The organism is Bythopirellula superficialaquae (genome assembly GCF_059632245.1).
In genome coordinates this window covers 4,890,062-4,914,726 of the sequence record NZ_CP197426.1, presented here as the reverse complement: position 1 = coordinate 4,914,726, position 24,665 = coordinate 4,890,062, and the positions used below count along the sequence as shown (strand labels likewise).

The window sequence follows — 24,665 nt, the reverse complement described above, 5'->3', positions numbered from 1 at the left end:
ACCGACAGACCATGAATCCCCCTTTCGAAAACTTGCGTGTTCAAACTCGCCGCCAATTCCTCGGCAACGCCACATTGGGGTTGGGTGCCGCGGCACTGGCTTCGTTGAGTGGCAATGGAAATTTCGCCCAAGCAGCGAGCCTGCCCGCGCAAGGACTTCCGGGATTGCCCCATTTTCCGCCACGGATCAAGCGTGTCATTTACTTGATGCAGTCGGGGGCACCGTCGCACGTTGATTTGTTCGATTATAAGCCTTTGCTCGACAAGTTGCGCGGCCAGGAAATTCCGGCCTCGGTCAGCATGGGCCAGCAAAGCTCGACCATGACCGCCGGCAAAGGGCAGCCCTGCCTCGGCGCGATTGCTCCGATTCGTCAACACGGCAAGTGCGGGGCGTGGATGTCGGATTATTTGCCGCACACGGCATCGATCGTCGACGATTTGTGCATCGTGAAATCGATGCGAACTGAAGGAGTAAATCATGCGCCGGCGATGACATTCTTGCTTACGGGTGGCATGCAGCCGGGGCGACCGAGCATGGGATCGTGGCTGTCTTATGGTTTGGGCAGCGAGAATGAAGACCTGCCGACGTTTTGCGTGATGACCTCGCGCGACCGTGAAGGTTCCTGCGGGCAGCTCTTTTTTGATTACTACTGGGGGAGCGGTTTTCTGCCCACCAAGCATCAAGGAGTTCAGTTCCGCAGCGGCGGCGATCCGGTGCTGTATCTTTCCAATCCCAAGGGGATGAGCTCGTCGGTTCGACGCAAAATTCTCGATACCGTGGGCGAGTTGAACGAATTGCAGCACGAGCAAGTGGGCGATCCCGAAACGCTCACGCGGATGGCACAGTACGAGATGGCCTACCGCATGCAAACGTCGGTGCCTGAGTTGACCGATCTTTCGAATGAGCCGCAGAACGTGCTCGACATGTATGGGCCTGATGTAAATCGCCCGGGAAGTTATGCGTACAACTGTCTGATGGCGCGGCGGCTGGCTGAGCGGAATGTGCGATTTATCCAGTTGATGCATTCTGGTTGGGATCAGCACAGCAATTTGCCTACGCAACTAGTCGAACAATGCCGCGACACCGATCAGGCTTCGGCCGCGTTGGTGAAAGATCTTAAACAACGTGGCCTGCTTGACGATACGCTGGTGATTTGGGGCGGCGAATTTGGCCGAACGCCATACGGCCAAGGAGACATCAACAACAAGAAGAAGCATGGCCGCGATCATCATCCGAATTGTTTTACGATTTGGATGGCCGGCGGCGGGATGAAGCCCGGCTTCACTTTCGGCGAGACCGACGATTTCGGCTACAACATCGTCGCCAACCAAGTTCACGTCCACGATCTGCAAGCGACCGTGCTGGCGCAGTTGGGCATCGACCATGAACGGCTCACCTACATGTTCCAAGGCCGTCATTTCCGACTCACCGACGTGCATGGCTCGGTGGTGAAGGATATTCTCAAGGCGTGACGCTGCCAGCTCGTGTGTTGCTGACGCTTAGAGTCTGCGGCATAATTGAGCATTCTTGTCATACCTTGTTGGAGATTCCTCATGCGCTTGTTGGCCTGTTTCATGGTTCTGTCACTTGTTGCTGGAATGGATGTCGCGCGCGGCGCCGAGAAGATTCGAGCACTGATTATCGACGGCAACAATCCCTATCACGATTGGCAGGTGACCACGCCGCTCATGAAAAAAGCTTTAGAAGATAGCGGTCGTTTTGAGGTGGACGTCGCGACCGTGCCGATTCCTGAAGGCTACAAGACCGATGTGTCGAAAGCCCCAGCCCCCGTGGCGGATTTGGATTTTCATCCTCGTTTTGCCGACTACGACGTCGTGATTGGCAACTACATCGGCCCGCGTTGGCCGCAGCAGACCGAAGAAGAGTTCGTCAAGTTTGTGAACGACGGCGGTGGTTTTGTGGTCATTCATTCGGCCAACAATGCGTTTCCCGATTGGCCGGAATACAACCGCATGTGCGGCGTCGGCGGTTGGTACGGCAGAACCGAGAAAGCGGGACCACACGTTTATCTCGATGAAGCGGGTAAAGAGATTCGTGATACGAAGGCAGGCGCAGGGGGAAGTCACGGTCCGCAACATGAATATCAAATTCGCATGCGCGACGTTGAGCATCCGATCACGCGCGGTTTTCCCATGACTTGGAAGCATGCCCAGGATGAGCTCTATGATTCGCTGCGCGGGCCGGCAACCGACATGCAGATTCTGGCAACGGCCTACAGCGATCCTGAATTCAAGGGATCGGGTAAGCACGAGCCGATGGTAATGGTGTTGCCGTATGGAGCCGGTCGCGTGTTTCATACCGTGCTGGGTCATGCCAACTATTCGATGAAATGCCCCGGCTTTCAAACGCTGTTGCTGCGCGGCACCGAGTGGGCCGCCACGGGAAACGTGACGCTGCCAGTTTCGAAGGAATTCACCGGAATTCAATCGACTGAATGAACCCCGTTGCTAGCTGGATGTCTAAGTTCTATCGCATCATTTGATCTGGCCTGGGTACAATTATTGGCAGGAGATCATACTATGTCGAAAAACTCTTATGACGAAATATTCGAGCGTGCTACTGGAGAGCTAAGTCGCGAAGAATTGCTCAAGCTGAGCGAAGCTCTCACGATACAAGCTTTTCGTAAAATGCCTGCTAATCCGCGGAGTATTCTTGAGCTACGAGGATTAGGCAAAGAAGTTTGGGAAGGCATTGATCCTGATGAGTATGTTGCCCAGGAACGTGATTCATGGGAATAGAAGTCTTAACGGGCCAGCTCATCGGCTTAGATACCGCACGGTTAATTTACTATTTCGAAGATCGAGCTCCTTATGCGGATATCCTGGAGCCATTGTTTCAAAGCTTGCATGCTGGGTCGACACAAATTGTCACTTCAATGATTACTATCACAGAAGCGCTGGTCCATCCAATCAAGCAAAACAATGAAAAACTCGCATCAGAATATTTGGATGTCTTGCTGAGCCATCCTCACGTTTTGACAATTCCACTCACTTCAGCCATTGCTCAGCACGCTGCTGAACTTCGAGCAAATTGTTCACTCAAAGCTCCAGATTCGATTCAACTCGCGACCGCGATCGAAAGTAAGCTAACGACATTTTTAACCAACGATCGTGATTTCGCGGACGTGCCCGGTATCCGCATTGTTCGTTTGAGTGACTTTCTGACCGAGAGCGCATAAAAAACGCCCCGAGATTGCCATCCCGAGGCGTTCGTATTTTCGTCTTCGCTCAACGGCTGTTTAGCCGCGAACTTTGACTTCACCACGACGGGTGACAACCACCTTCACTTCGTGACCACAGCAGGGCCAGGTGTAGGTACCGACTTGGCGACCCAACAAACCTTGCTTCCAGCAGACGGTCGGAGCTTCGGTGCAGCAGCCGGGAACACACACGCAAACGGTGGTGTTGCAGCAGCTGCAGGGTGGAGCCACGCAAAGCGTGGTTTGAATTGGAGCGGGCGGGCAGCAGCAAGCACCACCACCAGCCTCGACATTGCTCGCAAGCAGCGAGCCAGCAGCCAAAACGACTGCCAAAACAACACGACGTAACATTTCGTACGTTCTCCCCTCTGGAAAAAACGGAACCCGGGATCGGCAGGCCAAATCCCACTGACTTCTCGTAAGTCTAGGTTTTGGCAGATTTGGTGCAATGGGGTTTTCGGCGAAAATGGGTTAAATTTAGGGCCCCTGCTTTCTGGGTCCAACGAATGCCCGCCACTCGCCTGGCTGCACTCCTTTTCCGGAGCGTGATACGGCAAATTATTTTGGGCATTTGCATAATTTGGGCCCCGCTCTCCGTCTACCTAGGTGAGAGTGAACCGCGGACGAGCCAATTCGGAGCATTGTTGCCGTGCAGATAAGCGACGGTGAGTTGGAAACTATCTACAGCCAGTTTCGACAGCAGTTGTTCACCTGCGCCTTGGTGATCACGGGCTCGTCGACCCTGGCCGAAGATGCCGTGCATGAAGCGTTTTGCAAGTTGCTTGGCCGCAGGCCGGAAAGTCTGAACCCGAAGGCTTACGTGTTTCAGTCCGTTCGCAACGCAGCGATCGATCTGGTTCGTCGACTCCCCATGGTGGAGTTAGCCGAACCCGAGGGGATCTTCGATCCTGGCCATGTTACCACGCTTGAAGATGTGGAGTTTCAGCAAGCCGTCGTTGAGCTCATGCAGCAGCTCTCCGCCGACGAGCGGGAAACGATCGTGCAACATCTCTACGGAGATTTAACATTCCGCGAAATTGCCACCGTTCGCGAGTTGCCCTTGGGAACCATCGTCAGTTGGTATCGCCGGGGGCTTGAGAAACTCCGCCGGAAGTTGGAGGTGCCTGATGGATCCGTTTGAACAACGCTTGAAGTCCCTGCGATTGCGTCGACCAACGGCCGAGTTTGGCGAACCAGCCACATTGTTGAGCCGCGCAAAATCTACTCATGCCCAGTCTGGTCTTTTAGAAAGGATCAAACAGATGTCTTGGAAATCGAAAGTCGCAGCCATCATGGGTATGGCGGCGAGTGTGTTAATGGCTTACGTCGTGGTGACCAGTGCGGGCAACTCGGTCGCCTTCGCCCAAGTTGTGGAAAAAATAAGAGCGGCGCACACACTTAGTTATGACTGGATTTCCAAACGTGCGTCTGACGGCAAGATCGTCGGGCGGGGGCGTAATCTTTATCAAGTCCCCGGCAAGGTGCGCATACAAATCAAGGCCCGCAACGGCCAGCAGAATTATTTTGTTCTGGATGCCAATGCCGGCAAGGTGTTAATGGTGGACGAAAAGAACAAAACCGCCAGTATTTTGCCTTTCAAAAAATCGGAAGAAGCCGATAAAGCGGTCCAAGCCATCAAGCGCGTCCAATCTCTTGACGAAGAACAAGGCTTTCCCATCGGCACTAAAAAAATTGGTACTGTCCTGGCCGAGGGTTTCCAGTTCGAACGCGATGACCAATTCATAACAGTCTGGGTGAATTCCAAAACGGGCGAGCTCTTTCAAGTCGATCTGCGTGAAAAGGATCCCGCAGCAGGGACCACTCATACTTGGACGAATATCGAATTGAACCCCGTCCTCGATGCCGCGCTATTCAGCATCGATCCTGCGCCGGGGTTCAAGGTCGACTCTGCCATTCCCCTTGATGGCGTCACGACCCCCGCGCATTTGGTTGCCGAATTCCTGAAGATCTATGCCAAGCACATGGGGGGGCGGCTTCCTGAAAAGCTACAGGACGCCGCGTTGACCCTGAGGCAGAAGATGCCAAAACCTCAACCCAATCAACTTCCCAGCGCCGAAATGATGAAACTTCCCTTTTACGTCGCTGCCGTGGCCTCAGTCACCCGCAGGTCACAAGGAACAGACTGGCAGTATTTTGCCAATCGCCAAAAGAATGATGGAAACGAGATGATCTTTTGGTTCAACGACAAACACAACGACGTCTATTGGGGCGTGTTCGGCGATTTCCATGTCGCACAGTTTGCGCCCGATCAACTGCCGAAAGAATAAGAGCGGGTGAGGGGAATCGAACCCCCGCCTAAAGCTTGGGAAGCTTTCATTCTACCATTGAACTACACCCGCATGAGGACCGCCAAAAGCGGGCCTATTAGTAGTTTAAGATGGGCGTAGAGGAGCCGCAAGTAAGTGGTGGATGTGGACACATGGAGCCGTAAAACAGCAGTATTGCTTATCCGTGTGCATGTGAACAGAATGCTGGGATAGAGAGGACGTTTTTGTCTAATACAAGTTTGTCGCCCGAAGTACTGCCAATGTCTGAACTACTTCACAAATGCATGACGAAAGCCACGACCGCCCAAGGCGACCAGCGGAAGTATGGCCCTAACTGGATTACTTCACGACGTGGACTACTCAAGGTTTTTGAAGATCGACTCGAATGCGGCGACTGGCGAATCGACTACGCTGAAATTAAGGATGCCGTCCTTTGTTCGTTTCAGTCGTTCTTCCTTCGCATACCCGGGTACATATTGACGGTTGAAACGAGTGATCGAACATATCACTTCGGGCTCAATGGATGGGGGCAATTTTGGACGGGCAGCCTGCCATTTGAAGCTCGACGCGAGAAAGGAAAACTTGGTTTCAGCTGGTTCAGCATCATTATACGCGTGATACTGATTAGCTGCATTGGTTACCAACTGTGGCAATGGTTCACCATCCGTTGACGCTAACCCTTCCTGGACAAGTCAGCGGCGAACCACGCCGTGCCTCGTAGTGGCGTCCGGTTGCATCCGATGTCATAGTATCCACTGTGTTTTAACAGAGCTGGGGATTCCTATTCCAATCATTTGCACACCTGAGGAAATGTTGGGCGGTGAAACCGATGAAAACTGACACAACCATTGAAGAAATTCATGAAATCCGCCGTGAGATATCGGATCGATTCAACTGCGACGTGTTTGCTATTGCTCAGGACTCTGCTCGTCGGCAACTTGATTCAAATCGTCCTCTCTGGTGCCCGAAAACGACGAACACACCATTGCCGCCAAGCGTCAACATGGGCATTTCCCCAACTGACACTTCCTCTCCGGCCGCTGGCTGAACAGAGACGATCATGCGAGGTGCGCTAGGGCGAAAGGTGAAAATGCCCCCCGAGTTGCCACGGCGATAGGCTGGCTGCTCATCACTCGAAACGTCTGCGATCATCTCAACACGGTCCATTTAATGGACCTGTCCTGCTGCCGCCTTTAACATCGCCCGAATCGTGGAATTCGCCACATTTCGAATGCGTCTCGACGCACCAATAGCGCCCTATACTTGTTGGGCGATTCGGCAGACCGCAGACTGGCCATCCACAAGCGTGGCGATGTTGCAACTGCGGTCTGGTTCGCACGCGAGCCACACTAGTTAGGAGACTTTCATGTTATTGAACCACAAAATCACCAAATTCTCGCTTGCCATTGGCATGCTTGTCGCTTTGCTCGCAACGCCGACGATGGCCTGCACCGGCATACGCGTGACGGCCAGCGATGGTACGGTGATTCAAGCTCGCACGCTCGAATTTGGGATGCCTCTTGAATCGGAGGTGATTGTCGTGCCCCGCGGGTATTCTCGCACGGGCAGTACGCCTGATGGTGCGCCTGGCATGAAGTGGACAGCCAAATACGCGAGCGTTGGAGCCAATGCGTTTGGATTGCCCGTGATGCTCAACGGTGTTAACGAGAAGGGCCTGGCCGTCGGGTTGTTCTATTTTCCTGATATGGCAGAGTATATGCCCTATGACGCGAAGGATGCCAACCAGACACTTTCCGCGATCGAGCTCGGTGTGTTCATTCTGGACAATTTTGCGACTCTCGACGAAGTTCGTGAAGGCGTGAACAAGGTGGTTGTTCCGGCTGTGGTGCTCAAGCAGATGGGCATTAGTCCTGGCGTGCATTACTTGGTCATGGACGCAACCGGCAAGAGCATCGTCATCGAATACACCGATGGTGCGCCGCGTATCTTCGATAATCCGATCGGGGTGCTCACGAACTGTCCGACTTTCGATTGGCACATGACGAACCTCCGGAACTATGTGAAGATGTCCCCGGTGCTTGCCCCGCCGTTGAAATTGGACGGGCTCACACTCGATAGTTTCGGGCAGGGTTCCGGGATGTTGGGACTACCAGGCGACTACACACCTCCGTCGCGATTTGTGCGGGCCGTGGCGTACAGCCAGTCGATGGAGCCAACTTCCAACGGTGAACAATCCCTGTTGGCGGCATTCCATGTCCTGAATAATTTCGACATTCCGCGTGGTTCGACCCGCGAACTGACGAACGGCGATCATGGGAACGATGTTTGCGAAATCACGCAGTGGACCTGTGCCTGCGACTTGAAGGCGAAGCGGTTCTACTTTCGCACTCACGAAAACAGTCAAATTCGCATGATTGATCTTACGGCTATGAATCCCAACGCCGACGAGATCGTCACATTCTCGATGCAAGGAAACGAACAAATCGAGTCGCTCGTTCCCCCGACGGGCGAGAACATTGCAACAGCGCTTCACAAATAGTTTTATCGCGATCTAGCAAGAAACTCCTCAGACAGTAAGGTGACGGAACGGATTGTCGAATCGTTCTGTCACCTTTTTTGTTGTTTCAGCTTTTTTCTTAATAGCTGTAGATGTAGTAGAAATAGCTAATCAACAGACCGGCAAAATAAAGAATCGGAAACATCCACTGGGCCGCACGGTCCACTTTCTCGGCCAGCGGCTTACGTCCCGCCTTGCAGAGCGAATAGAGGATCAGACTCTCCACGATTGCCAAACACATCACCAGGAAAGAGTACAGCAACACGGTATCGGTGAATGTGAAGTAGGCGATCCGAGGCATCGTGCCATCGATCAGGAACTGATAGGCCACGATCGTGAGGATTCCAATGAAGGAGATATTCAAACGATCTGCCAGATTGTCCACTTCCATCCAAAAGACGGCCCACATCAAGAGTACGAGGACGATTAGCGGGACGATCACCTTCCAAATGATATTGGCCGACTCGCGCACGAGAGTTATGTTGAAGCGGAGCACCGAAATCTGCTTGGAACGACCGTAATAGCGAAAGTCCGCAAGCTCGGCCACCTGATCGAGGTTGATCAGGCGCCATTGGGCGATGTTGATCTGTTCGTTGCTGAGGACGTGTTCCTCGGTCGCATTCACCATCTGCTCGTCCACTTCGAACACCACTGAGTCGCTATAGTTGCCAAAGGCAATCATTTTTGCCTCGAGCACTTGGGTGTCGAACGGAAACGGTTGGAGTTTCATGGGAGTCTCCAACGTAATGCTCCGCTGCTCCAGATAGTGGACTCGCCCGTCGGGATGGACTCGAATAGTGATGGCGTTGACGTCCCCCGAGCCGATTTCATTGACTATCACCAGTTGGGGCCACCACCCCGCGTAGACTTCGTTGAACTGGTACTGCCCTTGGAAGAGTTTGACGTCCGTCCCCTCTTCGGCCGGATCGAAAGCTAAGCGTGGGTCATTCCATTCCGCCATCACAACAATTTCTGCTTGAAAGGTTTCATCCACCTCGTTCAGTTCGATCACGTCGGCTATGAAGACTCCAACCTTCACGACAGTCGGCGAGCCGGGGGGATTGGGCATTCCCGCTTCGATGGCGGATGCCCGGCTTAAGCCCAACACCACTAAGACAAACGCCACGACAATGGCACTGAACAATTGATTTTTGCAGGCGGCAGTTGAGCTTGTCACCAAAGGTTGCCAAATTAAACGCACTTTTCACTCCCCGACGGAGACCTCCATGATCGGTCCTCCAGGAACCATTCCCGGCGCGAATCGCTAACGATTGTAACCGCTTAGCCCCTGGCTGTTTAGCGGGAGGAGCCGCCGACGCTAGGCCGCTTGTTCCTGCTGGTCGACGTCGACCGCTTCGGCGGCTTTGGCGAAGATCCAAATCTCGCCAAACAAATCTTCCTGCTCGACCCCCACATGATGGTGCCGAATGAGTTCCAGAACGGCGAGGAACATGCCGGTTAGTTGCGACCGAATGATCCCCGGTGGAAAGAGGCTTGTGAAGGCGAGCGGCGACTCGGTGGCCAAGCGTTCGCGGATCTGATCCATGTAGACTTCTATGGGCGTATCGTCGTAGCGAATAGCCGACGGCTTGGCGACCGCGTTGTCGCGGATCACACGCGCGAAGGCACTGACCAAGTCCCACATTTCCACTTCGCGGATTTCTTGTTCAGCGGGATTGATTCCAACCGTGGGCAGATCGTTGGCACGCCGGGCAAATCGCTGCTGCCAAAGCTGGCCACGCTCGGCCAACATACTCGCAGCGTCTTTATACTTCTTATATTCCAACAGCCGCTGCACGATATCGTGGCGCGGGTCTTCGACCTGCTGCTCGGCTTCTTGCTCTTCCTCGTGCCGGGGGAGCATCAGTCGGGATTTAATCTCCATGAGTCGAGTCGCGAGCTCGAGAAAATCTCCCACGGCGTTGACGTCGATCACCTCAAGGACCGTGAGCAGTTCGAGATATTGCTCGGTCACGAGTGCGATGGGGATATCGAGGATGTCGAGTTCCTGCTTGCGCACCAGATACCAGAGCAGGTCCAAGGGCCCGGCAAACATATCGAGTTGCACGCGAAATCGCATCAATACATACCGTTATTTTTTAACCACGAATCTAACGAATAGCACGAATAGTTGTTCAGTACTTCTTCATTCGTGTCATTCGTTTGGTTCGTGGTTAATTAGGAAAATCAGGGCAGGGATTATGCTTGCTTGCTGAACTTTGCACCAGCCCATGTGGCAAATGGTGGCGGTCGGTATTGCTTCAGGGCACTCACAGCCCTAAATTTTCCACTGACGGGGTATCTGATAGCACTCTGAGAATAATAATTGTGGCAGACGAACAGCGGATCTGGGCGCCTTGGAGAATCGGTTATATCGCTGCCGGTGATAAGAGCGAGGAGACTCAGATTCTGCCAAACACATGGCAAGCGGGTGCCGACCACGGCTGTTTTCTTTGCCGAGCGGCCGGTGATTACGCCGATGCCCACGCCGCAAATCAGCAAAATCTGGTTATCGCTCGCGACGATCACTGCGTCACACTGCTCAATCGCTATCCTTACAACAACGGCCACTTGTTAGTGGCACCTGTGCGGCATGTCGCGGATTTGAGCGAACTCACAAACGACGAACATCTGGCCGCTATGCAGGCACTGAGCCGTTACACAAAACAGCTTGCCAAGTTAATTTCCGCCGAGGGCTTCAATATCGGCCTCAATTTGGGACGTATTGCCGGGGCAGGTGTTCCAGGCCATTTGCATTGGCACTTAGTGCCGCGCTGGCCGGGGGATAACAACTTCATGCCCACCACGGCGGGGACACGGGTGATCTCGCAATCGCTGGAAGCCTTGTGGGAGGCTTTGACGAATGACTCGTGATCTGTTTGCCGCCGAGTCGACCGTGGAACGCGAGGCCGCACTGCTCGCGCCGTATGCGATGCACAGCGCTGACACGGCTGGTCGCGAACACCCCGAGCAGGCCCATCCGTATCGCGGTCCGTTTCAACGCGATCGTGATCGGATCGTTCACAGCAGCGCTTTTCGCCGGATGGCCCACAAGACGCAAGTCTTCACCGGAGAACTCGGCGATTATCATCGGTCGCGTTTGACTCATACGCTCGAAGTCGCCTCGATCGCACGTACGATTGGCCGCGAACTTCGACTCAACGAAGATTTGATCGAAGCCCTGGCCTTGATGCACGATATTGGTCACCCGCCGTTTGGGCATGCGGGGGAAGCCGTGCTCGCTGAGTGCTGCCGGGATTGCGGAGGCTTCAATCATAACCAACACGCCCTGCGAATCGCCACGCTGTTGGAAACTCGCTATCCGGAATTTGCCGGGCTCAATCTTTCCAGCGAAGTTCTTTCCGGCCAGCGAACTCGCACGAAGGAGCATCGCATGTCGCAAAAGTCGATGCCGCTGTTGGAAGTGCAAGTGGTCGACGCGGCGGACAGTATTGCCTACGACACGCACGATGCCGATGATGCCTTGGAGTTGGGCCTGCTTGATTTGGACGACTTGTTGGCCGTGCCTCTGTGGCAGCAAGCGGCGGATGATGTTCGTTCTCGCTATCCGGCGCTCGATACCGAGCGGTTTCGCCGCGCCGTGATTCATCGGCTGATTGAATTCTTGGTGAGCGACTTGGTCGAAAATACCAAAACCCTACTCACGGAATACGAGATTCAAAGTGTGTCTCAAGTCACTTCAGCGCCATTGCGTCTCATCACCCCGTCGGATGCAATCCTGGCGAAAAAGTCGGAATTGGAACGCTTTCTGTTTGAGCGAGTTTACCGGCATCCGAATGTTTTGGCTGAACGGTCCCTTGCCGAAGAGGCAGTTCTGGAACTCTTTAACCGCTACTCGGCTAATCCAAAAACTCTGCCACCCAAGTTTCAAGCCCGTTTGGCGGACGACGGCGTTTCGCGTTCTGTCTGCGATTATCTGGCCAGTATGACCGACCGTTTTGCCTTGGGCGAGCATCGCCGCTAAGCGCTAGCGCGGCCTGGGCTGACTCGCTTAGCCGAGCGTGCTAGAATATATGCGGGGTAATATCATTTTTCTGGCGAGCGGCTTGCCATCATTTTTGCGAGCGCACGCCAACATCATCCATAACTTGGCCGATCTTTATGGCTCTTGTAATTTTACGCTGCTTTTTTGTGCTCGTCGCAGCGGGTATTGGTTTTCAACTCATCAATTCCGACGAGCTCTCGCGTGATTCCGCATTGATCCCTTACATGGTCTTTGGCGGGTTGGTCCTGCTGGCCGTCGGGGTCATCGCGATTGACGTTCTCGCGGGCCGCAAACGGCTCGATACGATCACTGCGGTCTACTTTGGCTTGTTGATCGGACTGCTGCTGACTTACGTGTTGCAATTGGCGCTCAGTCCGATGCTCCCGCGGGCGGGAACACTGCTCGCGCAATGGATCCCCGTGATTCTCGGCATGGTCATGTGCTATACGTGCATTAGCATTCTGATGCAGACCAAGGACGATTTTCGCTTCATTATTCCCTATGTTGAATTTGCCAAAGAAATCAAAGGTCTCAAACCTTACGTGCTCGATACCAGCGTGGTGATCGACGGACGGATTGCAGACGTCGTGGAAACGCACATCATCGACAACCAACTGATCATGCCCCAATTCGTCGTTGCCGAGTTGCAGGCGATCGCAGATTCCAGCGACCGACTGCGTCGCGGGCGTGGGCGTCGCGGGCTCGACATTCTCAACCGTTTGCGCTCCGATCCCAAGGTTGATCTGCAAATTTTCGATCGCGAGCTGCCCCAATTTGCCGGGCAATCGGTCGATCAAAAACTCGTGTTGCTCGCCAAGCATTTGGAAGGCAAGGTCGTAACCAACGACTACAACCTCAACAAAGTGGCAAAGCTTCATAGTGTGGGGGTCATCAATCTCAACGACCTTTCCAACGCCCTCAAGCCCATCTTCCTGCCCGGCGAACACTTGGAAGTCCGCATCATCAAAGCGGGCGAAGAGCCCGGCCAAGGGGTCGGCTATCTCGAAGACGGCACGATGGTCGTGATCGAAGGGGGCCGTGATTATGTCAATCAAAATATCATGGCGAACGTGACGAGCGTTCTGCAGACCAGCGCGGGGCGTATGGTGTTCGGTAAGTATGAGGGAAAACCCACGGGCTGATGGGAAGCCGATTCAGAAATCATCAATTTTCCCTCCTTCAACTTGGCAAACTTTGCCAAGTTGATTTCTGCTGCAGATCCTCATATTTTCTCGGGAAAAACGTCAACTCTTCCAACTTGGTCAACTTGGCAGACTTTTTTGCGCACTTTTGAAATGAGTGTGTTTTTTTTCATCGTGATTGCCTTCTGTCTGGACCTTCGGCGTGGCCAGGACGGATAGTGTAAAGTATCCGTCCCTCGAAATGGGTTGTGAAACTTGTAGGCCGGAACAAGCTCCGCGCAGTTCCGGCAATGCTTCATCGAAAGATGTTTAACGCTCCCCCTCTTCTTGCCGGAACTCGTGTTACTCCGTCCGGCCTACAATGCACTTAACTCGCTCCGCGTTGCTTCGCATCACGTCGCGGCTAACGATAAGACCCCATTATCGTGATTTGTGAGCGCGATGCTACCACGATTTTTGGCCACCCCTCGGCGTGTCATTCCCGCGCAGGCGGGAATCCAGAATTTTCACGCAGAGACGCGGGGGTCGCAGAGAGAAACCACGAATCGTACGAATAGCACGAATAAGAAACCGCTGATGGACGCTGATCAACGCGGATAAGAAAGAGCCCTGAATTTCTTAACGCCGAAAGGATTGTTATTCAGTGAGGTCTAGAAAAATAGGAGTCCAGCAAGTTGTTTGTGTGAGGTAAAAACTTGTGGAAAGCTTACCGCGTAATCTCAACTCGGCGCGTAAGTTTTGTCGTATTTGAATCACCATCCTCAAGTTTGACGTCATACGACCCAGGATCAAGTTTTCCTAGAGGAACCCAAAAGAAGTACTGGTGATTTTGATCACTGTCCTCCGGAAGACGCTTTTTGCGGTATCTCAGCGTCATTTGCTTTCCTTGCCTACGGACATCCTCAACTTCCCAAGTGGTGGAATCATCGTCGCCCCAGCCGAGATAAGCAACCATCCAATGTAAACCGCGGCTTGGATCCGGCTTGTTTTCATAGGCAGGTGTATTTGCTGACCACGGGCCGACAAAAACACTGTAGCTGGCTACTATCGCAGCTGCCGCGTCTCCAGCATCGACCAGGAAGACATTCGAGGCACCGCCCTTGTTGGCTTGATAATTCTGAGTCTGGTACCCGCGTGTGGACTTCGCAACTTGATCTGACGCCTGAGCCAACAGCTCCCCGAGGTGTAACATCCCTTTTTGTGGACTTGTTGTCACAATCGATGACAGCGGAATTATCACCGTATCATCGTTCTCTTCAGGAGACTCTGCCAACACGAAGCTTGCGAGCCACAACACAAGAGATATCGCAACGCTACTTTGATGTTTTAATCGATCCACAGCATTCTCCTTGATCCAAGACAGTGCGCGGTACACCTTATAGATGACCTAGCCAACATTTTCCCGCCTCCAGTGGCCATTTACAACAAAAAAGCCACCTGGAATTAGCGGCCTGTTCGCTCGTAAATTGCTTCCGCGAAGAAACAAGCCGCCACTGCTTCTCTGCCTGCAGCGGGCACCAAAACACCCTTAGCCCACAAGCTTTCGCTAGACCCTACAGCTTATGGCTGCTTGCAAGGTGTTTTGCAATTTCTTCCTGCTGCCAATGGAATTTTTTGGCATGCTAGCGCCTACTAAACACGCCGAAAAGCACATTTCTCGGCTTCTTTGCAGTGCCTGCGGGCTGGAACGCGAGTTTGGCACGCGGTCTGCATAATAAGAATGCCATGAAGGTTGGATGAGTTTGCGGAGCAAGCGAGTCCGCCGGGCGAAACGTGTTCGGCTCCAACGCTAAGGGATTTTAGGCTTGGGCAACACAGCGCCTCTTTTCAAATCATCTTATGGAACAGACGAGCGGACGATTCGCTCACAGACGCAGAGGAATAGAAACATGGTCGCACCACGGAAGACTCGGCGAGTGGTTTGCACGGTGATTCGTGTCGCCGCCAACGACCCCATCGATACATTGATTAACGGAACCACACTGACCGAAGACCGCCCCAGCAATCGCTTGCCCTGGTCGGATCCGATGATTGCCCGATTGGTCGCTAACTTGCAAGACGAAGTTCGCAGCGAACGTCGGGAAGCCAAGTTGGCCTGGCGGACGAATCAAAGCCCCGTCGCCGATTTGGATCCTCCCACTCCCTTCACAGAGAGCGAATGGGAATGGCACGAGGAACCGCGCTGGACTTGGCCTCAATAATAACCTTGCAGGACATTGCAGGGGATTAACATCCCCCGCTCGCCGGTTCCCCCGCAGACAATATAAAAAGACAATCGCGAAAGGATTTGTGATGTTAACTTACCTGGGATGCTGCTTGGCTGTCATGATCACGCGCCGTGTGAAAACGCGGCGCAGTCGACGGCTTAAACGCCTGCTAATAGCTCGGGGCGTAACTCCGCAACAATAAAGAACGAGCCGGTGACGCACACGAGCTGATCCGGCTCGGCCAATTCCTGGGCCAATTGCCAAGCCTCCGCCGGGAGCAATCGCTCGTACACCACTGTCTCAGTGCTCGTGAGCTTGGCCAACTCTTCGCGAACGACTTCGCCCAACTTGTCGGTTTCGACGGCCCGCGGATTGTTGTGATATTGGGTCACAATCACCTTTTGAAAATGCGGCACCAGCACTCGCACGATGCCCCGAACGTCCTTATCTTTTGTGGCTGCCAAGACCAGGATGCGCTGCTCGCAGGAAAAACAGGTTGTGATGACTTCGACCAAAGCTTCCACGGCCGCGACATTGTGTGCCACGTCGAGCAACACCGCGGGATGCCGGCGGACGAGTTCAATCCGGCCGGGCAGTACAAGTTTAGCAAAAGTTTCGCGGATCGCCTCGCTGGAAATCGACCAGCCTTGTTTGCGTAATCGCGCGACAATCGCTATGGCCAGCGCTGCGTTCTCGGCTTGATGTTCGCCCAACATCTTGAGCGGAATGCCGGAGAGCGTGGCATCTTCGCTGCCCAAATCACCGGTGAAATCGAGCCGACCCAGCTTGTTACGCTTTTCAAATTCGACAGGAGGATGATAGACATGCTGGAAATCGTGGCCCGCTTCGATCATGCGTGAGCCGTGCTGACGCGCGATCTCGGCAATCACGTTGCGTGGCCCCGTTTCCAGCGGTCCGCAGAGTACGGGGACGCCGGGTTTAATAATTCCTGCTTTTTCGGCGGCGATTTCTTCGACCGTCGAGCCCAATTGTTTCGTGTGATCGAGGCTGATGCTCGTGATGACGGTGATCGCCGGCTGGCAGACATTTGTCGAATCGAGCCGACCCCCCAGACCGACTTCCAGCACGGCGATGTCCACTTTGCGTTGGGCAAAGTGCATGAGCGCGATCGCGGTCGTCAGCTCAAAATACGTCAGGCCCAACGAGCCGTCGGCTTCGCGATCCATTTGCTCGACCACGGGTCGCAGTTGTTCCACGAGCGCGACAAGATCGTCGCTAGGGCAGGGGACGCCGTTCACGACAAAGCGTTCTTCGATACGTTCCAAATGCGGTGAAGTAAACAAGCCCGTTTCGTAGCCAGCTTCTTGGAGAACGCCCGCCACCAGCGCCGAAGTCGAACCTTTCCCCTTCGTGCCCGCGACGTGCACAATCGGCAACCCCGCATCAGGATTTCCGAGCCGCGTGAGAAGCTCCCGCATCCGGTCGAGCTTCATATGCCGCTTGCCATAGGGCAACTCGGTGATTCGCTCGTAATTGATGCGTCCCAGCAGAAACTCGCTCGCGCGCTCATGGGGCGTGAGCGTCGTCTTGGCGGGTTCTTCAGCGGGAGGAAGGGATGTCATGATGCGCGATCTATGAATTTCTTTAGTAATAATGATGGCTGAAGTTCTACACCAACCCCGCCATTGTTTTCATGCCGAGCGGCTCGCGGCAGGTGAATGGTTCGCCATAGCGGCAGCCAATCGTCTTGCCCCAGTAGGCCGCCTCGTCGCGGAGGCCATCCATAAACGTTGGCGGTTCGGTCACCCGGCCAGTGATGAACTGGCTTTCAAAGCATTGGATTGCCGCGAACTTGGCGTCCCACTGCTCGCTGATGTCGAGCACAAACGCTGGTTGCAATGCCTGCTTCAAATGCACGCAGTAGTAGTTGTAGATTCGCTGCGGGTGAAACGGCTCGCCGGGGAGATCGGTCTTCGTAAGCTTCGACCAAAATCGAGCCCCATCGACCAACTGGGTCGCGGCCACGTGATCGGGATGCGCATCGACCCAATACGGCGCGAACAACCATTTGGGCCGCTCGCGGCGAAAGACTCCCGCGAGCTTCGCGCGATTCTCGAGAGTGGCTTCCAAGCTGCGATTCGGTAACCCCAAATTCTCGCGCCATTCGATTCCCAATATTTTCGTGGCGGCAGCGGTTTCTCGGGCGCGAATCTCCAGCGAGCCGTGCGGCGTCGGTTCGCCGCTGGTGAGATCCAGAATTCCCACGCGCAGGCCTTCGGCCACGAACTTCAAAATGGCCCCGCCCATGCCAAGTTCCGCATCATCGGGATGCGGCGCAACCACTAAAACATCGAGCATATTGCTTCCAATCGAACTCAGACCTTGCGACTCACGGTGAGATTAAGGTTCAATAGCGTGAATCATTGTACTATTCAGAGGAAACCAACTGCTAGCCGCAGATGGCAGCCGACGGTCAAGAATTGCAGCCGGGGACTTGCGTCGACGGCTGCGAAGGAATATCCATGCCGACTCCCGAAGATACCTACACGCAGCTTTGCCATCACGTTCGCGAAGCGACTTATCTGGCCAGCATCCAGGAGCTGTTGGAATGGGACGAGCGGACCAAAATGCCTCCAGCTGGTGGCGAGTATCGCGCCAATCAGGCCGCTTACGTGGCGGGGCTCGTGCATCAAAAGCAAACCGCAAAAGTCATGGGCGAATGGCTCGCCGAACTCGCTAACAGCCCACTCGCCAAGGATGCGACCACCGACACCGGGGCGGTCATCAAGCATCTGCAACACGATTACGACAAGAAGACACGTTTGCCACAGACACTTGTTGAAGAACTCACTCGCACCGCCGTGCAAGGTCAACAAGTTTGGGCCACGGCGCGCAAAGCCAACGACTTCGCCGCGTTTCAGCCAATTCTCGAAAAGATGGTCGGGCTCAAACAACAGGAAGCTGCCGCTTTAGGATTCACGGCCACGCCTTACGATCCTTTGCTCGATGACTACGAGCCAGGCGAATCGACGGCCAACGTCGCCCGCGTGTTGGCTGAGTTACGCGATGCTCTCGTCCCATTGGTGCAGGCCATCAGCGAAAGCAAGTTTCGCCCCGACAAGAGCATTCTCGCGCGAACCTACCCCGCGCCGGCTCAAGAAGCCTTTGGCAAACAAGCGGCCGCGAAGATTGGTTTTGATTTCCAAGCGGGGCGGCTCGACGTGACCGATCACCCGTTCTGCGCAGGCCTGGGCCCCGGCGACGTGCGACTCACCACGCGCTACGATGAGCATGCGTTCTCGGACGGTTTCTTTAGTATTCTTCACGAAGCGGGCCACGGGATTTACGACCAAGGCTTGCCGCGAGAATTTTACGGACTTCCCACGGGAGAGTATGTGTCGCTGGGCATTCACGAATCGCAATCCCGCATGTGGGAGAATCAAGTCGGTCGCAGCCGCGCGTTCTGGGAGTTTTTCTTCCCACAAGCTCAACAAGTCTTCCCCGAGGCACTTGCCAACGTGGCGGTTGGCGATTTCTATGCGGCGATCAACGACTCGCGACCTTCGCTGATTCGCGTGGAAGCCGACGAGGTCACCTACAACTTGCACATTCTGATTCGTTTTGAGTTGGAAAAATCGTTGCTGGAAGGTGATCTGCCCGTCGCCGATTTGCCCGCGGCGTGGCAAGAAAAATATCGTAAGTACCTGGGTGTGGTTTCGCCCACCAACGCCGACGGCGTGCTACAAGACGTTCACTGGAGCGCGGGATTGTTTGGTTACTTCCCCACGTATGCACTAGGAAATCTCTACGCGGCCCAATTCTTCGCGCAAGCTAAACAAGACCTAGGCGACCTCGATGCCCAATTCCGCCAAGGAGAATTCGGCAACTTGCGTGAATGGCTACGTACGAACATTCACACCCATGCTCGCCGCTACACACCGGCCCAACTCGCCGAGCGCATCACCGGCAAACCCCTCTCCCACGGCCCGCTGATGGAACAGCTCACGGCCAAGTATGGTGAGATTTATGGGCTGTAGTTAGTGGCTTGGATCGAAAATCATTCACAGAAAATAATCTTCATGCCCATTACCACCCTCACCGCCACTGTCGCTGAAGACCAAACCGGTCGCGTTGGCGCCGTGGTGCAGCAACTCACCAAGCTTTCGCACAGCAAGATGCGGGGGCTGTTCGATCACGACTGCGTCACGCTCAACGGCAAGCTTTGCTCGGAAAACGGCAAGCTGATCCGCCCGGGTGATCGCGTTGAGGTTCGCTACGATCCGCAGCAAGGTTATCCTGAAAAGAAGAAGAAATGGACCGACCGCACGTTTCAAATTGTGTTCGAAGATGAGCACCTGCTTGTCGTCAACAAGAGTGCCAATGTGCTGACCGTGGCTACGGATCACGGAGAATTCAACACGCTGGAGAACCGTGTAACCCATTATCTCCGGCGCACCGGCCACAAGCGCAAGGCGTTTGTCGTTCACCGCCTCGACCGCGGGGTGAGTGGGCTGTTGGTGTTTGCCAAAACGCCGAAAATTTTGTTTGCCCTCCAAGAACAATTCAAAGACCGTAAGCCGGAACGCGTGTACCTCGCGATCGTGGCAGGGCACTTAAAACCTGTGAAGGGAACATTTCGTTCCTACCTAGTGACGGGCGACAATCTCGATCAATATTCCACACGCGAGGAGGGAAAAGGAGAACTCGCGATCACGCACTATGAAGTTCAGCGTCAATTAGCCGACACGACTTTGGTGGAAGTGCGACTCGAGACGGGCCGTCGCAATCAAATCCGCGTTCACTTTGCCGATCATGGATATCCCGTGCTGGGCGATCCCCGTTACAATCGCAAGCTCGCCCGGCACGAGCGTTGGCCCAAAAGCCGACTCGCATTGCACGCGACTTCCCTGGGTTTTATACACCCGGCAACGCTGAAGCCCATCCAGTTCCACGCCGAGCTGCCGAATTTAATGCAGCGGTTCATCGGGAAGCCATAAAACGATAAAGGACAATAGCATGGAAACTCCCCTCACTGGCAAACGTATTTTGATGTTCGTCGGCGATATCTACGAAGACCTCGAAGTGTGGTATCCCAAGCTGCGGATGATCGAAGCGGGCGCTGAAGTCGTACTCGCGGGGCCTGAAGCGGGTGTGACTTATGCCGGCAAGAATGGCTACCCCTGCAAATCGGATGTTGCGATCAGCGACGTCGACGCCAGCAAGTTCGCTGGGCTGATCGTCCCCGGCGGATTTATGCCCGACAAGCTCCGCCGCGATCCCGACGTGCTGGCCATCGTTCGTGAATTCAACGCCGCGCAAAAACTGATCGCCGCGGTCTGCCACGGCGGGTGGATTCCGATTTCAGCCGATGTGTATCGCGGCGTGCGCGTGACCGGTTCGCCCGGCATCAAGGATGATTTGGTCAACGCCGGCGCGATTTGGGAAGATGCTTCGGTGGTCGTTGATCGGAATTTTGTCTCGAGCCGCAAGCCGGATGATCTGCCCGATTTTTGCCGAGGGATTCTGCAAGTACTGCTGAGCTAGCAATCTGCTTGACCACGCAATCGCTACAATCCCCCCGGCTTGTGGCGACCCGTTCGATTCAGACGGTTTGATAGACCATGTCGCCAGGAATCGATGGTGTTGCGAGCAACTCGGTGCGGTAAAATCGAGGTATACGCGTCGCCTTTTAATTTCGCCGAGAATGTATCCGATGGCAAAACTCGCTACCTGCCCGAGTTGCACCACTCAACTGGCCTTGCCCGAGCAAGCAACGCTTAGTGACCGCGCTCGCTGTCCGCGCTGCCAGGATGAATTCCTGCTGATGGAGACGGTGCAGTTTTCTATCCCCGAAGCGGAAATCCTCCCGCCACGCGAAACCGAACCTGAAACCACCACGGCCGCCATTGCAGATGACGAATACTCACCGGCCATGTTCGCGCGCGAATCGCTGGACGATGCTCCCGATTCCATTGAAATGCCGTCGATGGAAACACCGTCCTCGGAACCGCTGACCTCGAGTGCCACGCTCTCGGATTGGGAAGCGCGTTTGAAGCGTGCGATTGCCGATAACGTTGATGACGAACCAGAGACCTCGGAACCCAAACGACCCAGCTTCGACTTTGGTAGTGCACGACTTGGACCAACGAAATCCGGATCGCCCGCCGAGCCTGAAGAGTACGAAGTCGCCGACGAAGATTTATTTCCCAAGACCGTATCGCGTCAGCTAACGCCCGAACCAGTGGCTTGGTCGCCCGCCGACGCTTATGTGCCGGACGAGTCTTACGAGCCTGAATTAGCTGGCGTCGAAGAACCGGAATACGCGCCCACGATCGAACAAATCGCCGCTAATATCAAAAGCGAACGAGAGCTCCCTTTCGATGTCCAAGCCAGTTCCAAGCCGCGCACCAAACGGAAGCGAAGTTTAGTTCGCACGTTGGCCAGCGCGAGCCTCGGTGTGGTTGGCATACCCTTGGGTTTGTATGCCCTGCTGTGGCTGCGCGGACCTGCAGGCGACATGCTGCACGTCGCTCAATACATGCCTGCGTTCATGTTGCCGGCGTCGTTTGAAGAGCCTGACTTCATTCCAGGTGAAGAGCAAATCGCGGAGCAACCTTTGCCGTCGGTCACGGAAGAAACGCCGCCCGCAGAAGAACTCCTCGCGGAAACAAACGAAACAGAAACCGAACTTCCCGCAGCAGAGCCGCTTGTCCGCGAAGATGCGGCCGTTGCCCCCGCCTCGGCGGAAGTGCCTGCCTATCGTGGTCCATCGCTCGAGTTGGTGAACCCACAGGAGTTCAGCGAACTCTTCGCCACGGCCCAGGAAGTCGCCAACCAACTCGGCGAGGGCGATCTCTCGACCCGCGAATCGGTCTCTAGCAAAGGCCAAGCCTACATGTCGTTGGCCCGTCTCGCTGAGAAAAGTTCCTACATGAATCAGCCCGGCCTCACGCCGGATGAAATGACTAAGGCCCTCTCGGCTAAGCGGCTCTTTGCCAATCTGCTGGCCGACCCCGTGGTGCAGCGGGATCTTCCTCAGATCGCGCTGCGTTGGTGGCAGTATGCCGACCGACCCAACCCCGGCATGATTTTCAGTGGCAAGGTCGAGCGAATCGAAGAGACCTCCGCCGGACCTTTGGCCTATGTCACGCTGGGGAGCGCCACCGCTATTCCGGCCGTTCCCGTTCTGATCGGCAATGCCAATCACGCCGTGGGTGATGAAATTGGCATCGTCGGCAAAATCTTGCCGAAGCCCCAGGAAACATTGCCGGAGCTTGATCCCACGCTTGAAGCGGTGGTGATTGATTTTTATTCGTTTCCGGTCGCTGCCATGGCGTCGAACTAGAGATTCATTAACCGTGGGCTTCCGCCGGAGGCTAGTAGAAGCAGAAGCCCAAATTAGACGGCGATCTTGGCCCGAGGTGACTCGGTTTCCGTCAGATCTTTGTTGGTTTCTTCATCCAACAACGCCAGCAGGTTACTTTGAATCGTTCGGCAAATGTCGTCGAGCGGTAGATGGCTCACACGGCTGAGCGAAAAGGGATTCTGTAGCTCCACGCTAATCTGGTCGAGCGCCAACAACGGATAGGCCACAAGCATCACGATGATCGGCGTCAAGAAGTCAACGCGGTCAAAGATGCCAAACGGGAGGGCGATCAAATACAGGAACAAGAACCGCCGAATCTTGACCGACAACGCCTTGGCCAGCGGCGTTTTCAAAATCCGCTCGCACGCCCCGATGTGATCGATGAGCATGGTCCGTTGCTCTTCGGCTTCCTTGAACGCGAAGCGATCCATTTGGTGGTTATCCAAAGCTTCACGCAGGAGCTCGGCAAGTCGCTGCGTCACATAAAGCGGCTTATGTTGTGCCGCGGCGAGCTTTTGCAAATCGGCTTCGCCCAACAACAGTCGCATGTCGTCGATGTTATTTTGCGCCCGTAGACTGTGTCGGCAGGCATGGGAAAAGGCCGCGCTCCAGCGGACAAACTGATCGCGCCACCGCAAATCGTCCGGTCCGTAGGCCAAGCCTACTTGAGCGAGATTGCGAGATTGATTGACGATGCCGCCCCACAATTTGCGGCCTTCGTACCAGCGGTCGTAGCCGGTGTTGGTGCGTAACATGAGCAGCACGGCCAATGCCGCACCAATCAATTCGTAGGGAGCCACGTCGGACGATGGGATCAAGCGGGTGTTAACTCCGACAAGCCAAACGATTGTCGCGAGGATTCCGAAGACCGCGATGCGCCACTTGATCCCCGGCGTCACCGAGGTATTGGTGAGAAAGATTTCGTGCCAAAAGTTCCTGTGTTCCATGACCTAATTTCTTTCTTCCGATTATGCAATTGCAAACAGTGCGCAAGACGTCTGCTGCAAGATGTTGACCGAGCAATCACCGAACAAACGGCGATACAAACGATTTCCGCGACTCATGCCGATGACGGCCAAATCCGCTTGCCATTTCTTGATGTACGGCAAAAGCACATGGCGAACTTTGCCCACCACAAAACCTGTTTCCAAATGCGGGCGGCGAACCAGACAATAGTCCGACATCTCTCGCAGCGCATTCCGCGCGGCTTGATCGTTCTCCCCAATGGCCAACAACCGATGTTGGGCTTTCTCCATAATTCCAAGACTTAGATACGAGCGAATCGCACGGCCCATGGCCTCGCTGCCGTCATACACAAACAGCACCCGCTCGATCGCACGTTGCTCGGGGTGCAAGACCAACAGCGGATTGACGCCGCGGGTCACGAGGTCCATCAAGTCCGCCGACGTGAGCCCCGCGGAATCGCCACCCACAAAGCCAGCCGTCACAACGAGGTCGTGAAACCGCGCTTCTTGTGGCAACAAATTCAACGGATTGCCGGCAATACTGCGAACGTCGAAATCGAGCTTGGCTTTCAAACAGGCCTGGGAAAGATCGCTGCGCAACTGATTTTTTTGATGTTCGGCCAGCAGCTGATGCGAGTTGACAAGCGAAGCGTAGGCGGCCGATTCGCTGAGGTGGGCATCGTCGCTGGCGCGGGTATCGACGAGCGTCAGACCCCGCACCCGAGCTTTGACTTGTTTCGCCAGCTTAACTCCCCAATGGATCACGGATTGAGCCTGTTGTTCTTCTTCCAAGTACAACAAAACGCTGTTCAACATAGGCTCGATCCTTGCGAAAACCGGAAAAAATCCGTGGTGATCGCTCATGGGGGGCGGGAGTGTAATGAATTCTACGGATTTGTTCGAGCGAAGTTGCTTCGATTGCCAGCACTGGAAACATCAATAATTTCTAATAGTTTGAATTTCTCGATGGATCTCATTGATTTACGCACTTT

The 24,665-nt window shown here is 54.7% G+C and carries 24 protein-coding genes and 1 tRNA gene; 16 read left to right on the top strand and 9 right to left on the bottom strand.

Translation table 11 applies throughout. The features are described 5' to 3' along the window. Positions 1-11: 11 nt before the first annotated feature. The 4 genes from SH678x_RS20280 (at position 12) to SH678x_RS20265 (ending at position 3,199) form a co-directional block, all read left to right on the top strand. A complete protein-coding gene (locus SH678x_RS20280; RefSeq protein ID WP_496920281.1) occupies positions 12-1,472 on the top strand; it encodes a DUF1501 domain-containing protein in 1,461 nt (486 codons plus the stop codon). A gap of 81 nt (positions 1,473-1,553) precedes the next feature. Beyond that, positions 1,554-2,459: a ThuA domain-containing protein gene (locus SH678x_RS20275; RefSeq protein WP_496920280.1), complete on the top strand. Its 906-nt coding sequence runs from the start codon at positions 1,554-1,556 to the stop codon at positions 2,457-2,459. A gap of 81 nt (positions 2,460-2,540) precedes the next feature. Further along, a complete protein-coding gene (locus tag SH678x_RS20270) occupies positions 2,541-2,759 on the top strand; it encodes a hypothetical protein (protein WP_496920279.1) in 219 nt (72 codons plus the stop codon). After that, positions 2,750-3,199 carry a type II toxin-antitoxin system VapC family toxin gene (locus SH678x_RS20265; RefSeq protein WP_496920278.1) on the top strand — a complete coding sequence of 150 codons (450 nt, stop codon included), beginning with the start codon at positions 2,750-2,752 and terminating at the stop codon, positions 3,197-3,199. Before SH678x_RS20270 ends, SH678x_RS20265 begins: the two co-directional genes overlap by 10 nt. A 60-nt stretch (positions 3,200-3,259) precedes the next feature. On the opposite strand, the gene SH678x_RS20260 is transcribed toward SH678x_RS20265, so the two are convergent. Further along, positions 3,260-3,571: a hypothetical protein gene (locus SH678x_RS20260; protein ID WP_496920277.1), complete on the bottom strand. Its 312-nt coding sequence runs from the start codon at positions 3,569-3,571 to the stop codon at positions 3,260-3,262. Between the two features lie 298 nt (positions 3,572-3,869). Between SH678x_RS20260 and SH678x_RS20255 the strand changes: the two genes are divergently transcribed. Then, positions 3,870-4,361: an RNA polymerase sigma factor gene (locus SH678x_RS20255; RefSeq protein ID WP_496920276.1), complete on the top strand. Its 492-nt coding sequence runs from the start codon at positions 3,870-3,872 to the stop codon at positions 4,359-4,361. 121 nt (positions 4,362-4,482) lie between these two features. Beyond that, complete coding sequence (locus tag SH678x_RS20250) at positions 4,483-5,508, top strand: LolA family protein (RefSeq protein ID WP_496920275.1); 1,026 nt, start codon at positions 4,483-4,485, stop codon at positions 5,506-5,508. A gap of 1 nt (position 5,509) precedes the next feature. Here the strand turns inward: SH678x_RS20250 and SH678x_RS20245 are convergent. Continuing rightward, positions 5,510-5,580, bottom strand: a tRNA-Gly gene (locus SH678x_RS20245). Positions 5,581-5,768: 188 nt separating this feature from the next. Here SH678x_RS20245 and SH678x_RS20240 point away from each other — a divergent pair. Beyond that, complete coding sequence (locus tag SH678x_RS20240; protein WP_496920274.1) at positions 5,769-6,179, top strand: hypothetical protein; 411 nt, start codon at positions 5,769-5,771, stop codon at positions 6,177-6,179. Between the two features lie 695 nt (positions 6,180-6,874). Beyond that, entirely contained in the window at positions 6,875-8,008 is a 1,134-nt protein-coding gene (locus tag SH678x_RS20235) for a linear amide C-N hydrolase (protein ID WP_496920273.1), read from the top strand. A gap of 97 nt (positions 8,009-8,105) precedes the next feature. Here SH678x_RS20235 and SH678x_RS20230 read toward each other — a convergent pair whose 3' ends face one another. Together SH678x_RS20230 and SH678x_RS20225 are read right to left on the bottom strand one after the other, a co-directional pair. Further along, complete coding sequence (locus SH678x_RS20230) at positions 8,106-9,227, bottom strand: ligand-gated ion channel (RefSeq protein WP_496920272.1); 1,122 nt, start codon at positions 9,225-9,227, stop codon at positions 8,106-8,108. Positions 9,228-9,344: 117 nt separating this feature from the next. After that, positions 9,345-10,106 (bottom strand): segregation and condensation protein A, encoded by a 762-nt coding sequence (locus SH678x_RS20225; protein ID WP_496920271.1) that lies wholly within the window; start codon positions 10,104-10,106, stop codon positions 9,345-9,347. A gap of 248 nt (positions 10,107-10,354) precedes the next feature. Here SH678x_RS20225 and SH678x_RS20220 point away from each other — a divergent pair, with 248 nt between their 5' ends. The 3 genes from SH678x_RS20220 (at position 10,355) to SH678x_RS20210 (ending at position 13,174) form a co-directional block, all read left to right on the top strand. Beyond that, entirely contained in the window at positions 10,355-10,900 is a 546-nt protein-coding gene (locus tag SH678x_RS20220) for an HIT family protein (RefSeq protein WP_496920270.1), read from the top strand. Next, positions 10,890-12,011 (top strand): deoxyguanosinetriphosphate triphosphohydrolase, encoded by a 1,122-nt coding sequence (locus tag SH678x_RS20215; RefSeq protein WP_496920269.1) that lies wholly within the window; start codon positions 10,890-10,892, stop codon positions 12,009-12,011. Before SH678x_RS20220 ends, SH678x_RS20215 begins: the two co-directional genes overlap by 11 nt. Positions 12,012-12,148: 137 nt before the next feature. Next, the gene (locus tag SH678x_RS20210; protein WP_496920268.1) at positions 12,149-13,174 is read left to right on the top strand and encodes a PIN/TRAM domain-containing protein; all 1,026 of its coding nucleotides are present in this window, start codon (positions 12,149-12,151) and stop codon (positions 13,172-13,174) included. Between the two features lie 706 nt (positions 13,175-13,880). On the opposite strand, the gene SH678x_RS20205 is transcribed toward SH678x_RS20210, so the two are convergent. After that, positions 13,881-14,513, bottom strand: a complete 633-nt coding sequence (locus SH678x_RS20205; RefSeq protein ID WP_496920267.1) for a hypothetical protein — start codon at positions 14,511-14,513, stop codon at positions 13,881-13,883. Positions 14,514-15,063: 550 nt separating this feature from the next. Here SH678x_RS20205 and SH678x_RS20200 point away from each other — a divergent pair. Beyond that, entirely contained in the window at positions 15,064-15,375 is a 312-nt protein-coding gene (locus SH678x_RS20200; RefSeq protein ID WP_496920266.1) for a hypothetical protein, read from the top strand. Positions 15,376-15,539: 164 nt separating this feature from the next. On the opposite strand, the gene SH678x_RS20195 is transcribed toward SH678x_RS20200, so the two are convergent. Together SH678x_RS20195 and bshB1 are read right to left on the bottom strand one after the other, a co-directional pair. Next, on the bottom strand, positions 15,540-16,964 hold the full coding sequence (locus tag SH678x_RS20195; protein WP_496920265.1) for a bifunctional folylpolyglutamate synthase/dihydrofolate synthase: 1,425 nt from the start codon (positions 16,962-16,964) through the stop codon (positions 15,540-15,542). Positions 16,965-17,010: 46 nt separating this feature from the next. Continuing rightward, positions 17,011-17,700: a bacillithiol biosynthesis deacetylase BshB1 gene (bshB1, locus tag SH678x_RS20190; RefSeq protein ID WP_496920264.1), complete on the bottom strand. Its 690-nt coding sequence runs from the start codon at positions 17,698-17,700 to the stop codon at positions 17,011-17,013. A gap of 164 nt (positions 17,701-17,864) precedes the next feature. Between bshB1 and SH678x_RS20185 the strand changes: the two genes are divergently transcribed. The 4 genes from SH678x_RS20185 to SH678x_RS20170 all read left to right on the top strand — a co-directional run bounded on the left by SH678x_RS20185 (position 17,865) and on the right by SH678x_RS20170 (position 22,687). Then, positions 17,865-19,379, top strand: coding sequence for a carboxypeptidase M32 (locus tag SH678x_RS20185; RefSeq protein WP_496920263.1), 1,515 nt, complete (start codon positions 17,865-17,867; stop codon positions 19,377-19,379). A gap of 42 nt (positions 19,380-19,421) precedes the next feature. Then, positions 19,422-20,339, top strand: a complete 918-nt coding sequence (locus SH678x_RS20180; protein ID WP_496920262.1) for an RluA family pseudouridine synthase — start codon at positions 19,422-19,424, stop codon at positions 20,337-20,339. Between the two features lie 19 nt (positions 20,340-20,358). After that, entirely contained in the window at positions 20,359-20,886 is a 528-nt protein-coding gene (locus tag SH678x_RS20175; RefSeq protein WP_496920261.1) for a type 1 glutamine amidotransferase domain-containing protein, read from the top strand. Between the two features lie 169 nt (positions 20,887-21,055). Further along, positions 21,056-22,687, top strand: coding sequence for a hypothetical protein (locus SH678x_RS20170; protein WP_496920260.1), 1,632 nt, complete (start codon positions 21,056-21,058; stop codon positions 22,685-22,687). 53 nt (positions 22,688-22,740) lie between these two features. Here the strand turns inward: SH678x_RS20170 and SH678x_RS20165 are convergent, their stop codons facing one another. Together SH678x_RS20165 and SH678x_RS20160 are read right to left on the bottom strand one after the other, a co-directional pair. Beyond that, positions 22,741-23,655, bottom strand: a complete 915-nt coding sequence (locus SH678x_RS20165) for a bestrophin family protein (protein ID WP_496920259.1) — start codon at positions 23,653-23,655, stop codon at positions 22,741-22,743. 21 nt (positions 23,656-23,676) lie between these two features. Next, positions 23,677-24,489, bottom strand: coding sequence for a universal stress protein (locus SH678x_RS20160; RefSeq protein ID WP_496920258.1), 813 nt, complete (start codon positions 24,487-24,489; stop codon positions 23,677-23,679). Positions 24,490-24,665: the final 176 nt, after the last annotated feature.

Excerpts from the sequence above, each read along its gene's own strand:
- SH678x_RS20280 (WP_496920281.1), top strand. The coding sequence starts at position 12 with ATGAATCCCCCTTTCGAAAACTTGCGTGTTCAAACTCGCCGCCAATTC.
- SH678x_RS20275 (WP_496920280.1), top strand. The coding sequence starts at position 1,554 with ATGCGCTTGTTGGCCTGTTTCATGGTTCTGTCACTTGTTGCTGGAATG.
- SH678x_RS20270 (WP_496920279.1), top strand. The coding sequence starts at position 2,541 with ATGTCGAAAAACTCTTATGACGAAATATTCGAGCGTGCTACTGGAGAG.
- SH678x_RS20265 (WP_496920278.1), top strand. The coding sequence starts at position 2,750 with ATGGGAATAGAAGTCTTAACGGGCCAGCTCATCGGCTTAGATACCGCA.
- SH678x_RS20260 (WP_496920277.1), bottom strand. The coding sequence starts at position 3,571 with ATGTTACGTCGTGTTGTTTTGGCAGTCGTTTTGGCTGCTGGCTCGCTG.
- SH678x_RS20250 (WP_496920275.1), top strand. The coding sequence starts at position 4,483 with ATGTCTTGGAAATCGAAAGTCGCAGCCATCATGGGTATGGCGGCGAGT.
- SH678x_RS20240 (WP_496920274.1), top strand. The coding sequence starts at position 5,769 with ATGTCTGAACTACTTCACAAATGCATGACGAAAGCCACGACCGCCCAA.
- SH678x_RS20235 (WP_496920273.1), top strand. The coding sequence starts at position 6,875 with ATGTTATTGAACCACAAAATCACCAAATTCTCGCTTGCCATTGGCATG.
- SH678x_RS20225 (WP_496920271.1), bottom strand. The coding sequence starts at position 10,106 with ATGCGATTTCGCGTGCAACTCGATATGTTTGCCGGGCCCTTGGACCTG.
- SH678x_RS20215 (WP_496920269.1), top strand. The coding sequence starts at position 10,890 with ATGACTCGTGATCTGTTTGCCGCCGAGTCGACCGTGGAACGCGAGGCC.
- SH678x_RS20210 (WP_496920268.1), top strand. The coding sequence starts at position 12,149 with ATGGCTCTTGTAATTTTACGCTGCTTTTTTGTGCTCGTCGCAGCGGGT.
- SH678x_RS20200 (WP_496920266.1), top strand. The coding sequence starts at position 15,064 with ATGGTCGCACCACGGAAGACTCGGCGAGTGGTTTGCACGGTGATTCGT.
- SH678x_RS20195 (WP_496920265.1), bottom strand. The coding sequence starts at position 16,964 with ATGACATCCCTTCCTCCCGCTGAAGAACCCGCCAAGACGACGCTCACG.
- bshB1 (WP_496920264.1), bottom strand. The coding sequence starts at position 17,700 with ATGCTCGATGTTTTAGTGGTTGCGCCGCATCCCGATGATGCGGAACTT.
- SH678x_RS20185 (WP_496920263.1), top strand. The coding sequence starts at position 17,865 with ATGCCGACTCCCGAAGATACCTACACGCAGCTTTGCCATCACGTTCGC.
- SH678x_RS20180 (WP_496920262.1), top strand. The coding sequence starts at position 19,422 with ATGCCCATTACCACCCTCACCGCCACTGTCGCTGAAGACCAAACCGGT.
- SH678x_RS20175 (WP_496920261.1), top strand. The coding sequence starts at position 20,359 with ATGGAAACTCCCCTCACTGGCAAACGTATTTTGATGTTCGTCGGCGAT.
- SH678x_RS20170 (WP_496920260.1), top strand. The coding sequence starts at position 21,056 with ATGGCAAAACTCGCTACCTGCCCGAGTTGCACCACTCAACTGGCCTTG.
- SH678x_RS20165 (WP_496920259.1), bottom strand. The coding sequence starts at position 23,655 with ATGGAACACAGGAACTTTTGGCACGAAATCTTTCTCACCAATACCTCG.
- SH678x_RS20160 (WP_496920258.1), bottom strand. The coding sequence starts at position 24,489 with ATGTTGAACAGCGTTTTGTTGTACTTGGAAGAAGAACAACAGGCTCAA.